15 protein-coding genes and 1 pseudogene are annotated in these 14676 nt (G+C 51.1%); 4 read left to right on the forward strand and 12 right to left on the reverse strand.

What is annotated here, in order from left to right:
• Positions 1–6: 6 nt before the first annotated feature.
• Genes G614_RS0110415 through G614_RS0110435 form a run of 5 tightly spaced genes read right to left on the reverse strand, consistent with a single transcriptional unit; the run spans position 7 to position 3545 of the window.
• Positions 7–237 carry an acyl carrier protein gene (locus G614_RS0110415; RefSeq protein WP_027641884.1) on the reverse strand — a complete coding sequence of 77 codons (231 nt, stop codon included), beginning with the start codon at positions 235–237 and terminating at the stop codon, positions 7–9.
• A gap of 22 nt (positions 238–259) precedes the next feature.
• Positions 260–1666 carry a condensation domain-containing protein gene (locus G614_RS0110420; RefSeq protein ID WP_027641885.1) on the reverse strand — a complete coding sequence of 469 codons (1407 nt, stop codon included), beginning with the start codon at positions 1664–1666 and terminating at the stop codon, positions 260–262.
• Positions 1663–2622 (reverse strand): alpha/beta hydrolase, encoded by a 960-nt coding sequence (locus G614_RS0110425; RefSeq protein WP_027641886.1) that lies wholly within the window; start codon positions 2620–2622, stop codon positions 1663–1665. The genes G614_RS0110420 and G614_RS0110425 overlap by 4 nt, the downstream gene beginning before the upstream one ends.
• Before the next feature lie 57 nt (positions 2623–2679).
• Positions 2680–2997: an SCP2 sterol-binding domain-containing protein gene (locus G614_RS0110430; RefSeq protein WP_027641887.1), complete on the reverse strand. Its 318-nt coding sequence runs from the start codon at positions 2995–2997 to the stop codon at positions 2680–2682.
• Positions 2994–3545 (reverse strand): 4'-phosphopantetheinyl transferase family protein, encoded by a 552-nt coding sequence (locus tag G614_RS0110435; RefSeq protein WP_027641888.1) that lies wholly within the window; start codon positions 3543–3545, stop codon positions 2994–2996. Before G614_RS0110435 ends, G614_RS0110430 begins: the two co-directional genes overlap by 4 nt.
• A gap of 159 nt (positions 3546–3704) precedes the next feature.
• Here G614_RS0110435 and G614_RS0110445 point away from each other — a divergent pair, with 159 nt between their 5' ends.
• Positions 3705–4322 (forward strand): TetR/AcrR family transcriptional regulator, encoded by a 618-nt coding sequence (locus G614_RS0110445; RefSeq protein WP_027641889.1) that lies wholly within the window; start codon positions 3705–3707, stop codon positions 4320–4322.
• A 56-nt stretch (positions 4323–4378) separates the two neighbouring features.
• Here the strand turns inward: G614_RS0110445 and G614_RS27250 are convergent, their stop codons facing one another.
• The 3 genes from G614_RS27250 to G614_RS0110460 form a co-directional block, all read right to left on the reverse strand.
• Complete coding sequence (locus tag G614_RS27250; RefSeq protein WP_330366839.1) at positions 4379–5368, reverse strand: mandelate racemase/muconate lactonizing enzyme family protein; 990 nt, start codon at positions 5366–5368, stop codon at positions 4379–4381.
• Between the two features lie 50 nt (positions 5369–5418).
• Positions 5419–6759 carry an APC family permease gene (locus G614_RS0110455; protein WP_027641890.1) on the reverse strand — a complete coding sequence of 447 codons (1341 nt, stop codon included), beginning with the start codon at positions 6757–6759 and terminating at the stop codon, positions 5419–5421.
• 103 nt (positions 6760–6862) lie between these two features.
• A complete protein-coding gene (locus tag G614_RS0110460) occupies positions 6863–7075 on the reverse strand; it encodes a DNA-binding protein (protein ID WP_242828054.1) in 213 nt (70 codons plus the stop codon).
• Positions 7076–7227: 152 nt separating this feature from the next.
• On the opposite strand from G614_RS0110460, the gene G614_RS0110465 reads away from it, so the two are divergent.
• The 3 genes from G614_RS0110465 (at position 7228) to G614_RS0110475 (ending at position 11004) form a co-directional block, all read left to right on the forward strand.
• Positions 7228–7548 (forward strand): helix-turn-helix domain-containing protein, encoded by a 321-nt coding sequence (locus tag G614_RS0110465; protein ID WP_242828055.1) that lies wholly within the window; start codon positions 7228–7230, stop codon positions 7546–7548.
• 302 nt (positions 7549–7850) lie between these two features.
• The gene (locus G614_RS0110470; protein ID WP_027641893.1) at positions 7851–10670 is read left to right on the forward strand and encodes a transglycosylase domain-containing protein; all 2820 of its coding nucleotides are present in this window, start codon (positions 7851–7853) and stop codon (positions 10668–10670) included.
• Positions 10660–11004 (forward strand): hypothetical protein, encoded by a 345-nt coding sequence (locus G614_RS0110475; protein ID WP_027641894.1) that lies wholly within the window; start codon positions 10660–10662, stop codon positions 11002–11004. Before G614_RS0110470 ends, G614_RS0110475 begins: the two co-directional genes overlap by 11 nt.
• A gap of 80 nt (positions 11005–11084) precedes the next feature.
• On the opposite strand, the gene G614_RS0110480 is transcribed toward G614_RS0110475, so the two are convergent.
• The 4 genes and pseudogenes from G614_RS0110480 to G614_RS31710 all read right to left on the reverse strand — a co-directional run.
• Positions 11085–11729 (reverse strand): shikimate kinase, encoded by a 645-nt coding sequence (locus G614_RS0110480; RefSeq protein WP_027641895.1) that lies wholly within the window; start codon positions 11727–11729, stop codon positions 11085–11087.
• Positions 11726–12337: a flavin reductase family protein gene (locus G614_RS0110485; RefSeq protein ID WP_027641896.1), complete on the reverse strand. Its 612-nt coding sequence runs from the start codon at positions 12335–12337 to the stop codon at positions 11726–11728. The genes G614_RS0110480 and G614_RS0110485 overlap by 4 nt, the downstream gene beginning before the upstream one ends.
• 27 nt (positions 12338–12364) lie before the next feature.
• The gene (locus G614_RS0110490; RefSeq protein ID WP_027641897.1) at positions 12365–14035 is read right to left on the reverse strand and encodes a putative manganese-dependent inorganic diphosphatase; all 1671 of its coding nucleotides are present in this window, start codon (positions 14033–14035) and stop codon (positions 12365–12367) included.
• A 371-nt stretch (positions 14036–14406) separates the two neighbouring features.
• Positions 14407–14676: pseudogene (locus tag G614_RS31710) on the reverse strand (maturase); the annotation flags it as partial.

Below are 14676 nucleotides of genomic sequence, written 5' to 3' on the forward strand. Positions count from 1 at the left end.
TTCGGCCTACTCTGCCTGCAGGGACTGGATATAATCCACTGCATCCTTTACGGTCTTTACATTGACCACTTCCCGTTCCTCTACCTCCACGTCGAATTTCTCCTCAATCTCACCTACCATGCTCATGAAGTCATAGGAATTGAAGCCCAGGTCCTCAATAAACCTGGAATTCTCCTCAATGGTCTCCGGCGCCACATCCACATACTCACAGATGATTTCCTTTAATTCCTCAAACATATCCTTGTAATCCTCCTCTTTTTTACACCATCTCTATGATTTCCCCTACCGTGCGCTCCGGGTCTTCCACGCCCCGGAATATGATTCTGCACAGGTAGTAATAAATACACTCCAGCTTCTCCGGCGTCACCACGCCGGTCTGGTACTCAAAACCAAAGTCCAGGCCATTGTCCTCTGCCCTGTGGCTCACGGTGAGGTACAGGGTGTGGGCAGCCACGCCGTTGGAATAGCGGGCAGTCTTATACTTGATGTCGCCCAGCTTGTCCAGGCCAGGACCGTTGTACTTCATGGCCAGGGGCTGATAGGTAAGGCTTAAGGGCTCATAGGTCTGTCCGTCCTTAAGCTTATAATAATCACGCCTGTAGTTGAAATACTCCGACGGGCTGTAATCCGCATGGCGGAAATACTGGTTCTGAGCATCCCTTATCTTAATCAGGCCCTCCATGAAGGTGTCCTCCCTGGGCACAATGGTCCTGAACGGGAAACAATGAATCCTGCTTCCGCCACAGCGCTTCTCCGCCAGGGTGGCCCGCCTGGAAATGGTAGTGGTGATGGAAACGTCATCCTGGTCATTTTCCTTCTGGAGATAGGTCCGAAGGCCCATTAAGAGAAGGCAGGTCATGGAAATGCCGTATTTCTCACAAAAATCCAGCAGTTGGCCGGAAGGCTCCCCTTCCAGATGGAAGTTGGTGATATTGGCCTCCACATTATCGGATGTGTTGGTGGCTGCTCTCAGCTTCGGGTTGTGGGCAGCCTTTCTCTCATCTAACAGCTTCTTTGGACCGTAGATGTCCGTGAAGATGGGTTCGGAGGAAGCAATCAGTTCCTGGAAAAACTTCCTGTCTTTTTCACATGCCCTGCTTCCGGCCTCATAGGCCAGGTCCTTTTCCAGCTGCTTGATATAGGAAGACATTTCCTTTGGATGGTCCACCTCGTCATAAAACCTGCTGGCGTACAGTTCAATTACATCCCGGAAGAACAGAATCAGGGACTGGGCATCCATGGTCATGTGGTCCACACAGATGTAAAGGCCCTGGTACCCATCCGGCATCTTAATCATCACAATGTGGTGCATGGGGGAATCGTACCGCTCAAAGGGAATCTCGGTCCACTCCCGAAGCTTCCCCTCCGCGTCCTCCTCCTTCCAGCCGGTGAAGTCAAAGTGTTCGATTTCCTTTGTCTCCTCCTTCACCACATACTGGTAGACGTTGCCATCCTTGTCATGGGTAAAGCGCAGGCGCATGGTATCGCAGCGGGCAATGGCCTCCTGAATGCAGCTTTTAAGCACGTCCCAGTCCAGGTCCACCTGAATGGTCAGGCTGGAACCAATGTTCAGCACCTGCTTCTTAGGGCAGTATTTCAGGCAGTAAAAGTGAAGCTTCTGCGCTGATGTCAGCGGGTATACCCTGTAGCCTTTCCTTGTCTTCATACTTTGTTCTCCTCTTTTCCAAAAACGCGGGCAATCAGTTCCTCAATTGCATGTTCATAGCGGTCCGTATCCTTATAGTAAGCCTCTGCATGGCTGGCCCCCGGTATGACTAACAGCTCCTTAGGCGACGCGCAGGCCCCGTACAGCTCATACACCATGGAACAGGGCACAAAGGTGTCCTTGTCCCCATGGATGAACAGGATGGGAATACGGGCCTTCTTTACCTCTTCCCTGGCATTGCATTCATCCAAACCATATCCGGTCTCACTCCTGGCCATGCGGTCCGCAATCTGCATCACGGGAAAAGCCGGCATATGGTACATACTCCTCAGCACATGGCTGAATACTTCCCAGGCAGAGGTAAAGGCACAGTCTGACACAGCGGCCCTGACCTGCTTTGGAAGATTCAGACCCGTGGACATCAGCACGGTAGCCGCTCCCATGGAAATGCCGTGGAGCATCAGCTCGCAGTCCTCTCCCAGCCGCTCCACCATATACTCCATCCACTGCCTGGCGTCATAGCGGTCCAGACAGCCAAAGCCGATATAGGTGCCCTCGCTTTTGCCGTGAGCCCTCTCATCCACCACCATCAGGCTGAAGCCCTGGTTCAGATAAAACTTTGCAATGGATGTGTAGTCGTTGAGTCCTTCGCTGGTATAGCCGTGAAAGCACACCACTGCCTTCCTGGAACCTTCACAGCAAAAAAACGTGCCGTGGAGCCTGAGTCCGTCCCCGGATGTTATGTACACCTCTTCCTGAGGCTGCCCTGCCAGCCATTCCCTGCTGGCGCGGATACCCGGAATATAAGCGTCCCAGTCCGTGCCTGCCATCTTCCGGGTCCTGTCGCGCTTTGCATTTCCCCGGACCACGGTCCGATGGAAGAAATACCGTGCTATGCCGTATTCTCCCGCTGCTCCTGCTGCTGCCAGTCCCAGTATCCATCCTTTGATTCCCATATACCTCACTCCTTTACCGTGCGCTGCCCGGTTTCCCGGCGCCGCACATGCACCTGCCTACACAAACTTCTGTAACATCAGAGCCTTTTCCAGACTTCCCTCAACCTTCAGTTTTCCTGTGGTAAATGCAAAGACCGGGTCCAGCTTTCCCGATGCCAGCTTCATGAGTGTATCAGCGGAACAGATAAACTTTGCATCCCTGTCATAATACTCATATGGCTCCACGCTCAGGCTGCCATTCTTAACCTCTGCATAGAACGCGCCTTCGCCCTCTCCCATAATATTGAACTGAAAGGCCAGATGTTCCTCTACCCTGCTCACATCGGCCTTCATGAAAATTTCCTTTACCTTTGCAAATACTTCTTCATAACTCATACTGCCTCTCCTTTTTCGTCCGCCACGCAGACGGATATAATATATGATTGGTAAACCCTGGACTGGTAAAAACGCCAGCCCGGAATACTCCCTTTTACAGCGCCCTCCTCCAGGGAAAATGTGATGTTCCTCAGCGGAAAGGCCAGCCCCCTGCCAATGGCCTTGACAAAGCTCTCCTTAAGCGTCCACAGCCGGAAAAACCGTTCCTGCCGCTCCGCCTCAGACCTTCCTGCCAGCACAAAACCGCGCTCTGCTTCAGAACACATGCGCCTCATCAGGCTTGCCTTAAACGGACGAATCTCCTCTGTATCCACGCCCAGTACGCTGTCCGCGACAGCGCAGACCACCAGACCCTTTGTATGGCTGATATTAAATTCCACGCCTTTTGCTCCCTTAAGATACGGTTTTGAACCAGTCTCCTGCTCCACCTCCCAGGTTCGTCCATACTCCTTCATAAGAGCGAAGTTCAGCAAGCTCCTGCCCAGTATATGTTCCTGCTCCCGGTTATGAAGACTGACGCCGGGTTCATATGAAGCCAGATAAATCATGGGGTTTCCTCCCGGACCTTGTTCTCCTGCTTTTCGACCAGTGGTCGAATCAGACTCAAGCTAAACATAACACGTTTTCGACCGCCAGTCAAGTCTGGCGTTTTCATTTATATTCTGCTATACTTGGATGTATTCTAAAGAAAATAACGAGGATTTTTTATGCAAAACCATAGTAAAAAGGAGATGATACTGGATGCCATGCAGGAACTTATGGGTTCAGCCAATGTCCAGGCTATTTCCGTCAGTGATATTGCCCAAAAAGCCGGTATTGGGAAAGGAAGTATCTATTACTATTTTTCTTCCAAGAACGATATCATGGACGCTGTCATAGAAAGGAATTACTCGCGGGTGCTGGACGAAGGCAGGGAATTAGCCGCCGCTTCCCACCTGGAAGCCTTTAAGAAGTTAGAAATCATATACCACGCCTGCCTGGATTCCTCCAAGGAACTCAGGCGCCAGGAGGAGATGCGAACCTTTAACGAACAGCAGGAAAGCGCCTTCATCCATCAGAAGTTCGCACGGATCATCATCACCAAGCTGAAGCCCATCCTGGCTGACATCATCCGCCAGGGAATCCGCGAGGGCTCCATCCAGTGCACCTATCCGGAGGAGACAGCCCAGATTGTACTGACCGTACTCACCATCACCCTGGATAACCATCTGGTTCCCTCCGGCGAAGCGGAAATCGGACGTGTTCTGGCTGCCTTTACCGAGATGCAGGAAAAGGGCATGGGAATACCCTCCCATACCCTTCATTTCCTTATGCGGAAAAACTGATACACAGCAGGGGCGCCGTACCCGTTTTATCTGGTACAGCGCCCCTATCCTTTTCCTTATTCAACCGTAATCTTATCGCAGCAGGTCAGTGCTTTCTCTGAGAATTCATTCCCCAGTCCGGGCAGTTCCGGAACCTTATATTTTCCATTTACAGGCTGGTAATCATAGATGCACAGCTCCCTGTTATGCGGAAGCAGGGCGTTCCTGTGGTGTTCATGGATGATGAAGTTGGGAATCACACACTCCAGTTGCAGGGCGGCCGCTGTGGAAAGTGGTCCCGCACATACATGAGCCTGTACGGATATGTCATATACATGAGCCATATCACAGATTTTCTTGCCTTCAGTGATACCGCCGCAGTTACCCAGATCCGGCTGTATTACCTGCACGGACATGTTCTCAAAATACTGTGCGTACTGCCATCTGGAGTATACCCTCTCTCCATGGGATATGGGGATATTAATGTGGTCCGCGATGAATTTTGCGGTTTTGGGACTTGGTGTGTTGGGCTCCTCAAAATAGAATATGTTATACCTCTCCCTTGCCAGCTGTACTGCCCCGTTGGCATCCGGAACAGAATGGTTCTCCATGATGATGTCCACATCCAGTCCCACTGCTTCACGCACAGCCGCCACACGCTCTTCTACCAGGCCCACATAATACTGCTTTAAGATACCTGTGGTCTCCGTAACCTTATCAAACCTCCTGCCATCCTTCTTATCAAAGGTAAAGAAGTCAATCTTAATGGCGTCGTATCCTTCCTCCACCGCTTTTCTGGCATTTGCCGCGTATTCCTCCGTATCCCTGGCTTCCTCCCAGTGGTCGCTCCAACCGAACTGGAGCTGGCTTGCGTAGCAGCGCAGATTGTCCTGCTTCTTACCGCCTAACAGCTTGTATACCGGTACGTTAAAAAACTTGCCCCGTATATCCCAAAGCGCAAAGTCAATGGCGCTGATGCCGGCAAATACCACGGGACCGCCATTCTGTCCCCAGAAAGTATTTTTGTAGAGAGTATCCCAGACAACCTCATTGTCCAGAGGGTCCATGCCGATGATAAGATACTATCATCAGCTTTAATATATCCATCAGACCCCCTCTAATCCTCCCAGATTGTCGTACTCACCGTGACTTCCGGGCTTCTGGAGCGCAGTATCCCCAGGACGCAGCATATGACAATGGCCGCAATACTTACAATGGCTATGACCGGTGTCAGGGCAAAAGCGGAGTTCACCAGAATGGCGCACTGCCCCACGAGCCCCACGGCACATACCAGATAATACACATGGTCCGCCACATGCCACCTGGACCGTTTCCAGGCGTCGGGATACTTCTTAGGCATCTGAAAATATGCATAATAACACATGAGATACATGCATGAATTAAGGAGCATTATATTGTTGGTAATGGTATTCACATTGAACCCCAGCAGCAGGGGAACCAGTCCCAGCAGATAGTTCAATGTCATGATTTTCCAGGCCACACCCCTTTTGTTTTCCTTCCCAAAGGATTTAGGAAGCCACCCGTCCTTACAGGACTCCATGATGGGTAGGCAGCTTGCCGGCATGGTGGAATTCATCGTTGTCAGCAGTGCCATGATGGGACCGCCGATTATGAATGCGATGAACAGAACTTTCGGGAGTGCCACACGGGCCACCAGGGTCAGCGGCTGGTCCATGACCTCTTCCATGGGAAGGACGCAGCTTCCCGCTGCCGCGACACCACAGTACAGAATCACCAGTGTGGGAACGGACAGAATCAGGGCCCATGGAATATCCCGCTGAGGATTTCTGGCCGCAGAGCCATAATTCATGGTCATGGAATAACCTGTGGTTGAATATACAAAAAGAAAACTGGCAGTCCACAAACCGGCAGCGCCGTTTGTAAGGAAATTCTGATGGGTGATATCAAATACCGGGTGGTTGTAATGCAACAGGCCAAAAACAATGAACATGAGCAAGGCTGCAATCAACACCCATGTCATGTATTTCTGTATTTTGGCCATCATATCAATCCCGCACAGGTTCACCACATAGAAAAATGTCAGGAATGCCACCCCGCAGACCGTGGTGTTGACCTGTGGAAATAAAGACCGGACATACACTCCCAGGCTCACCGCAAACAACGAGATGCCCAAAAGTTTTGTCAGCTGCGCAAATGCATACATTCCAGCTAACGTCTTACTGGTCAGCGCTCCAATCAGGGAGTAATAGCCGCCTCCCAGCCGGAGGGTACCGCAGATAAAAATAAGCGGGAATATGGTAAAAAATCCCAGAATGATAGCCAGAAGATACGCCAGCCATGCAGAGTATCCGGTTGCAGTAATAGCCGGCCCCACCAGCGTAATTACACCGGCCCCAATTACCTGACCAATTGACAGACAATACAGTTCAACCCGTCCAAGCGTGCCTTTTGGAACCTCTTTCTTCTCTCCGTTCATACACTCCTCCATTACAATATGATGTTGTTTCGTGGCTGCATCTCCAACAGGCTCAGAAGTCCCCTTCCTCCCGTATGCCGTATGGAAATTGTCGGACGGCTGCTCAGGCAGAACGGTTTTCCAGGATAGTCTCCGCAAACAAAAAGTCCGCATTATATTCCGGCAGAAGCAGGTCACAAGTCCTCCTGAACTCCCAGTATGTAAAGTCCTTGCAGCCCTCCAGTTTATCCTGTACAGACGCCTCACTTATGCCCAAAAAATCTGCGTATTCCCTTAGGGAAATACACTTTCTATCCAGGGCTTTCCTAAGATTCATAAACATTTTGCCGCCCCTCTCTTACCCCTAGGGGTAATTCTTAATTCAAATATATACCCTTAATCGTAATTTGTCAAGCCATTTCTACGCTCATGGGTAACTTTTTCCTTGTCTAACAAACCTATACATGTTAAAATATTCCAGGAATGGAGGTGATACATTTGGATTTTCTGGAAAAACTAAACCATCTCATGGAACAGAACCATTTAAATAAAAGCACGCTGTCCAAAGCCTGCGATATCCCCTATACCACCATCGACGGATGGTACAAGAAGGGATATGAGGGGCTTAAACTGACAACGCTGCGCAAGCTATCCGCTTATTTCGGTGTTCCTCTGGACTTCTGGGCCAATGACCACATACCGGCATTCACAAGGTCTGCCATAAAGCAGAACATAATCATGCGGCTGGACAAAATGAGTGACGAACAGGCCAAAGCCGTCCTGGCATTCATAAAATATATGGAAGAATAACTATATTCCTACAGTTATTATTATATCGGCGTTTCGCCAATATATCAAGGGTTATTTATTACATTAATGTCGTTTCGCCAATACTCTATTTTAAAGTTCAGGGAAAGTCTGTTTATTTTCATTCTTTCCCTATCCTTTTTTTCCATTTCGGCTTATAATATCAATGGTCTGAGGGGCTGGCAAAACTTACCAGTCCCATTGACGCCACGCCTTTTCCCGGACAGGCATATGTTCACCTCATGATATGCTTTGGTCTGCACAGATTTTAGGTACGAAGAGGACAAGAGAGGATAGAGAGGACTATGAAAGATACACTGAAACAGGCTGCACGAAAAAACCTTCTGGTGGTCCGCGACATTGCGGTCAGCCTCCTGGGCATCGCCGGCTGGCTGTTCCACGCCCTTCTGGCCGTGATGACAACCGGGTTCATATTGGGAGTCATCCTGTGTCTGCTGATTTACGCCAAGGTAAAGCCGGACCTGGACCAATGCCGTGAACTGGCCTATGACAAGCTGGCCCAGATGGAGCGCACAGATTTCTCCATGCTGTCCGACACCGTGATTTATGACAAGGACGGCAGGCAGGTAGGGCTTATCAATGCCGGCCACTACCAGTATGTGGATATTACCCGCATCAGCATGAACATTCAGAACGCATACATAGCTCAGGAGGACAGGCGCTTTAAGAGCCATACGGGCGTGGACTGGATTGCCACCTTCCGTGCCGGGCTGGCTCTTGTGAAGCACAGGGGCCAGATCACCCAGGGAGGAAGCACCATCACCCAGCAGGTCATTAAGAATACATACCTGACCCAGGAACAGACCTTCACCCGTAAGATTGTGGAAATCCTGCTGGCCCCTGAGATTGAGAAAAAATACTCCAAGGCAGATATCATGGAGTTCTACTGCAATACTAATTTCTACGGCCACCAGTGCTACGGCGTGGAAGCTGCCAGCCGTTACTATTTCGGCAAACATGCGGCGGACCTGGCCGTGGAGGAAGCGGCTGTCCTGGTAGGTATCAGCAACAGCCCTTCTGCTTACGACCCGGTGTCTCATCCAAAAGCATCCCTTGAAAAGCGCAATGACGTGTTAAAGAGCATGCATGAAATAGGCGATTTGTCCGATGGGGATTATGAGAAAGCCCTGTCAAAGCCCCTTACCGTGGTCAAACAGGAATCCGAGGGCACGGACGAGAATTATCAGAGCAGCTACGCCATCCACTGCGCTGCTTTGGAGCTGTTAAAAAAGGACGGCTTCGAATTCCGGTACACCTTTGAGGACAAGGACGACTATAATTCCTACATGGACCGCTATACCGCTGCCTACACGGAAAAATCCGACCTGATACGCGCCGGCGGCTTCAAGATATATACCTCCCTGGACAGCCGTCTCCAGGACATGCTTCAGGCAGATATCGACCAGGGCCTGGCCTCCTACACCGAGTTACAGGACAATGGCAAATACGCCCTCCAGGGCGCGGGCGTCATTGTGGACAACCAGTCCAACTATGTAGTGGCCATCGTGGGAGGCCGCACAAGCGAGGACCAGTTTAACCGGGCCTATCTCAGCGCCAGGCAGCCGGGCAGCACCATCAAGCCCCTGATTGACTACGGCCCCGCCTTTGACACCGGCGAGTATTACCCCACCCGCATGGTGGATGACCACAAATGGGAGGACGGACCTTCCAACAGCGGCGGCAAATACCACGGAAACGTAACGGTCCGGGAAGCCCTCAACCGAAGCCTGAACACGGTAGCCTGGCAGATTCTGGAGGATATCGGCGTCAACTACGGACTAGGCTATCTGGGAGAAATGGAGTTTCAAAAGCTTACGTACGTTGACAACGGCGTGCCTTCCCTGAGTATCGGAGGCTTTACCAACGGCGTCCGCGTGGTGGACATGGCGAAGGGTTACAGCGCCCTGGCCAATTACGGCGTTTACAATGACCGCACCTGTATCACCCAAATCATCCATGAGCGCGACGGCGACCTGACCAAGGATTTGGCTCCTGTTGCCAAGCAGGTTTACCGTGACGATTCCGCCTTCATGCTCACCGACATCCTGAAAGGCACCATGACCTCTCCCTACGGCACCGGGCGGGGACTGGAGCTGGATAACGGCATGCCTGCTGCAGGCAAGACCGGTACCACCAACAGCAGTAAGGATACCTGGTTCTGCGGCTATACACGCTACTACACCACGGCCGTATGGGTGGGATACGACATCCCCCGCAGAATGCCCGGCATCTACGGAAGCACTTATGCAGGAAAAATATGGAAAAATATCATGAACCAGATTCACGAAGGCTTAGAACCCTGGGATTGGGAGCAACCGGAAACCGTGGAGCGAAAGGTTGACCCCAAAACAGGTATCGAGGATTATTTCAGCACCACTGCTGAGTTCCGCGCCCAGCAGAGCCTTCACGACAAGGAACAGGCCAGGCTGACCAAACAGCTGGAACAGGATATCCGGGAATTCACTGCCAGGGAAATCAGTTCGGTGGAGGATACCTATGCGGTCAAGAGCCAATACCAGGACATCACCTCCCGCCTGCCCCTTCTGGACGACGGGGAGTTACGGGCCGGCATGCTGGAACAGGTGGAAGAGCGGTACGACTATTTCGCGGGAATCATCAGCCAGATGGGCGATACCATTGCCCTGTACGAGAAGCAGAAGGCTATTGACGACGCCAGGGTCAGGGAAGAGGCCGAAAAGCAGGCGGAGGAGAACCGGAAACAGGCGGAGAAGGATATCAGGAAAAAAGAATTTCTTCAGGCCCTTCAGGCTGTGGAGGAGCTGAAATACCAGCAAAGGGATGCCCAGGACCTGGTACAGGATGCCATCGGAAAGCTTTCCCTGGTAGCCGGCGACCCGGAGCAGCAGGCGCTGTCCGACCGGCTTCAGGCAGCTATCAGGCGTATCTCCACCCTGCCCACCGAGGACCAGTGGAACGCATCCCAGGCCGAGAGCAGGGCAGCCGAGGAAGCTGCCATGAAGCAGGCCGAGCAGCAGGTTCAGGTTCAGCAGAACCAGCTTCGCTCCTCCTTAAACAGCGAGAAATTCAAGTGGAACAACATGGAATACTACGGACCAGGAGGCAGACCGGACGATGAAAACTGATTTACATAAAATAGCAGGACCTGTGGCCGCCACACGGCTCAAACCGGGCAAACCCGCCCGCGGCAAATTCAAACGGGAAGGCGCCAATCCCTACTGCATGCCGCCCAGAAGCTGGTTTCGCACATTCATGTGCATGAACATCCCCATCGCGGGATGGATTTACCTGCTCTGCCTGGCTTTTGGAAAAAAGGAGAACCAGCTGAGGGACTTTGCCAAGGCTTACCTGATTTACAAGCTGGTATTCCTGGCGGCAGCTCTGGTCATACTGGGAATCCTGGTATACATGGGACTGGACCTTGCAGACAAGCTGCTGGCTTATATGGAAATGCTGTAGGTTCACACACTGAATTCAAAAAAGGTTCTTTCTGCTCTCCGGATAATCCAAAGAGCAGAAAGAACCTTTTTTCATTATAGTCAATCTATCCCGCCTGCCTTAAAAAGCGCAAGCTCCTCCTTAAGGGCTGCAATCTCAGCTTCATAAGCTTCTATCTTGCGGTCCTTTTCCTCCAGAATCTTCTTCTGCTCCTCCACAATGCGCTCAATCATATTGCGGTCCATCATTCCCTCAATGATGTCCCTCAGCGCATCCACTGTGTCTCCCGGAGTCTTTCCCTCCTCGTCAATGGTGATGTCCGCATATTTCTCATAATAAGGCACACGCTCATTGTAAAGGTCCCGAAGGGTAAATCCTGGTTTTAGTGCAACGCCCCTGTCCACCACATTGCCAATACGCTTTTCCATCTCCTCATAGCTCATCTTCAGATAGACCACTTCACTGATTTCCTTCAGGTGCTCCATGGCCTTCTCACCGTATATGACGCTTCCGCCGGGAGCAATGACAGAAAGGGTCACATCCAGTCCGGCATTGATTCTCTCCTCCACTTCAAGGAATCCGTCCATGCCCTCCTCCGCAATAATTTCCTTTAGAAGCCTGCCCTCCTTTTCCTGTATCACGATATCCACGTCCACAAAGGAAAATCCCAGCCTCTTGGCCAGCAGTACCCCAATGGTGCTCTTGCCCGACGACGGCATGCCTATCATGGTAATGTTCGGTTTCACGCTTTTTTCCTCCTTGAAGTCCTGTTCTTATCATTCGACCTTTTAACCGTTTTCTTCACCGTATATCCAAAGCTTCCCAGCTTCTTTCCCAGCTCAAAATACTCTCCGTGGGAATAGCTCACAAGTCCGGATGCATTGAGGTTGAACTTTCCCCTGTCGTCCATATACTGGTTGTCAATGGTCACTCCCATCACCTTGGCAATGAACATATCATGGCTTCCCAGCTCCTTCACTTCCGCCACCCTGCACTCAATGTTTACCGGGCTTTCCTCCACCCCCGGCGCCTTCACATACCTGGATGCCTGTGGGGTCAGCCTTGTCTCCTTAAACTTATCCACGTCCCTGCCGGATTTGACGCCGCAGTAATCCGTGGCCCGGACCAGCCGCTTATTCACCAGATTGATGACAAATTCTCCTGTATCCCTGATGATACTGTGGGAGAAACGCTCCTTGCGCACGGATATGGACACCATGGCAGGATCCGAGCAAATGGTGCCTGCCCAGGCCACTGTGATGATGTTGGGGGTCTCTCCCTCCCTGCCGCAGCTGACCATAACAGCCGGCACCGGATAGAGCATGTTGCCTGGTTTCCAGTATTCCTTTGACATATCTTAATCCTCCTGCCCCTACCGGGCCTAATCCTGCTCCGCCAGCATCAGCTCCGGAATCAGCTGTTTTTTACGGGATACCACTCCCGGCAGGCTCAGCACCGGTTCCGGCTTTTCCGCGGCTTCCTCCATATCCAGGTGAAACGCCTTGGCTGCCAGCTGCACCGCGCCCTGTCCATAACAAATCAGGTCCGTGGATTCCTTCAGTATGTTGGTCAGCATGAAAAATACCATATCCAGGCTGTTGCTCTCCTTGGCCTTTTCCATATATCCCAGCATCTTCTCCTTCAGGGTATCCAGCTCTATATCATTTAACGACGTAATCTGTCCCACGCCAATCAGCGCCTTGCCTACGGAAAACTTCTTAAAATCCTGGTAGAAAATCTCCTCGTCGGACTTATCCTTTAAATTACTTCCCGCCCCGAACATTTCCATGGCGTACTTCTCTATATCCAGGCCGGCTATGGCTGCCAGGGACCTGGCAGCCATCTCATCCACCGGTGTGCAGGTGGGGGACCGGAACAACAGGGTATCCGACACAATGGCGCTGCACAGCAGCCCGGCAATCTTCGGCTCAATCTCCACCTTATTTTCCAGGTACATCTGGTAAATAATGGTGGCCGTACAGCCCAGGGGCTGGTTGCGGAAGAACACAGGAGCCATGGTCTGGACCGTCCCCAGCCTGTGATGGTCGATGATTTCCATGATTTCAGCGCTCTCGATACCTGCCACGGCCTGGCTCTTCTCGTTGTGGTCCACCAGAATTACCTGCTTGCCCCTGGCGCCCAACAGGTTCCGGCGTGAAATCATTCCCAGATACCTTCCCTCCTTGTCCAGTATGGGGAAATCCCGGTGCCTCTTGCTGGCCATGACCTCCCGGATTTCATCCGTATAATCATCGCTGTTAAAGGTAATCAGATGCTCCCTGGTCATGAAATAGCTGATGGGCATGCTCTGGTTAATGAGACGGGCCGCCGTATATGTGTCGTAGGTGGTGGCAATGACCGTGCATCCCCTGTCCTGGGCAATCTTCTTGATGGTCATGGACACGCCTGCGCCCTCACACACAATGATGCAGTCAGCTCCCATCTCAATGGCACAGAGCTGGGACTCATAACGGTTGCCCAGTATGACCAGGTCGTGGGGTTCAATGTAAAATTCCATCAGGTCCGGATTGGCGGCTGCAATCAGCACCTTTCCCTTGTCAAAATAGGCGTCCGCATTTCCCACCACAATATCGGCTTCCAGTGTTTCAATGATATTGGAATACTGGGTATGGGCCTTGGACAGGATGCTGCTGTCATAAATATTCATATAGGTCTTTGTAATATCGCCCACCGTGATAAGCCCTTCCAGGGTACCGTCGGGCCTGACGGAAGGAATGGTCACCACATTGTTTTCCTGCATGATGTTCCATGCCCTTTTTAAGGAAATTTTATCCGCAACTCCCCTGGTCTTGCGGATTTCAATGTCCTTTACCTGGGTCCTCACATCCTCCACCAGCTTAGGCTCCTCCATGCCGAAGTAGTCCAGGACAAACCTGGTCTCCCCATTCACATGGCCTGCCCTGGCCGGAATATACGCATCCCCTGTAATGGCCCGTTTTAGGTTGGCATAACAGATAGCCGAACAAATGGAATCCGTATCAGGATTCCTGTGGCCGATGACCGTTGTCTTTCTTTTTAATTCCTGCTCCATTTTCTCTCCTTCGATTCTGCATCTATGGTAATATATAATGTTTCATAATCTGTTTACAACAAATTCACACTTCGTTCACATTTATTTTTTATACTATTTCCATAAGAATAAGTTGTATATGCAAATGATAAATAGTAAAATTGCACATAGATTTTTCATAATTGCCCCGGTTGCTATACAATCGGGGTCTCCTCATTTTATAAGGCTTTTTCGGGCTGAAAACTCCGGCTCTATCTTTATACTGTATACAAGATACTTCCCGCCATTTCAGTATATCAGACCATATTTCTTTTTTCAACCACAACATCGGATAGGGGAGATTTTAACCTCCCCTTCCACACCACGTAGCGTACCGTTCGGTACTACGCGGTTCAATAGTTTACTCGGACTTTCAGATAGTGGGCAGTCATATCGGGATAACCAAGTCTGTCCACTATGATTCTTTTGGTGAGTGCCGAGTTGAGCATTCCCGCCGCTCTCCACACTCCCTTTCGGCAGTTCGCCATCTCATGCACCTTCCACTCTGGTAAATGTAACGCCCGCAACATTTTATATCTTGTGCGTACCTTCTTCCATTGTTTCCAGTACACCGCTCGGATTCTGTGGCGCAGCCACTCATCCGTCTGTTCCATCAGGCTTTT

Source organism: [Clostridium] clostridioforme AGR2157 (genome assembly GCF_000424325.1).
GTDB lineage: Bacteria > Bacillota > Clostridia > Lachnospirales > Lachnospiraceae > Enterocloster > Enterocloster clostridioformis_A.

Bases quoted from the DNA above. Each gene is read 5' to 3' on its own strand.
- G614_RS0110420 (WP_027641885.1), bottom strand. From the start codon at position 1,666: ATGAAGACAAGGAAAGGCTACAGGGTATACCCGCTGACATCAGCGCAG.
- G614_RS0110415 (WP_027641884.1), bottom strand. From the start codon at position 237: ATGTTTGAGGAATTAAAGGAAATCATCTGTGAGTATGTGGATGTGGCG.
- G614_RS27250 (WP_330366839.1), bottom strand. From the start codon at position 5,368: ATGGACCCTCTGGACAATGAGGTTGTCTGGGATACTCTCTACAAAAAT.
- G614_RS0110445 (WP_027641889.1), top strand. From the start codon at position 3,705: ATGCAAAACCATAGTAAAAAGGAGATGATACTGGATGCCATGCAGGAA.
- G614_RS0110470 (WP_027641893.1), top strand. From the start codon at position 7,851: ATGAAAGATACACTGAAACAGGCTGCACGAAAAAACCTTCTGGTGGTC.
- G614_RS0110485 (WP_027641896.1), bottom strand. From the start codon at position 12,337: ATGTCAAAGGAATACTGGAAACCAGGCAACATGCTCTATCCGGTGCCG.
- G614_RS0110455 (WP_027641890.1), bottom strand. From the start codon at position 6,759: ATGAACGGAGAGAAGAAAGAGGTTCCAAAAGGCACGCTTGGACGGGTT.
- G614_RS0110490 (WP_027641897.1), bottom strand. From the start codon at position 14,035: ATGGAGCAGGAATTAAAAAGAAAGACAACGGTCATCGGCCACAGGAAT.
- G614_RS0110430 (WP_027641887.1), bottom strand. From the start codon at position 2,997: ATGAGTTATGAAGAAGTATTTGCAAAGGTAAAGGAAATTTTCATGAAG.
- G614_RS0110460 (WP_242828054.1), bottom strand. From the start codon at position 7,075: ATGAATCTTAGGAAAGCCCTGGATAGAAAGTGTATTTCCCTAAGGGAA.
- G614_RS0110435 (WP_027641888.1), bottom strand. From the start codon at position 3,545: ATGATTTATCTGGCTTCATATGAACCCGGCGTCAGTCTTCATAACCGG.
- G614_RS0110475 (WP_027641894.1), top strand. From the start codon at position 10,660: ATGAAAACTGATTTACATAAAATAGCAGGACCTGTGGCCGCCACACGG.
- G614_RS0110425 (WP_027641886.1), bottom strand. From the start codon at position 2,622: ATGGGAATCAAAGGATGGATACTGGGACTGGCAGCAGCAGGAGCAGCG.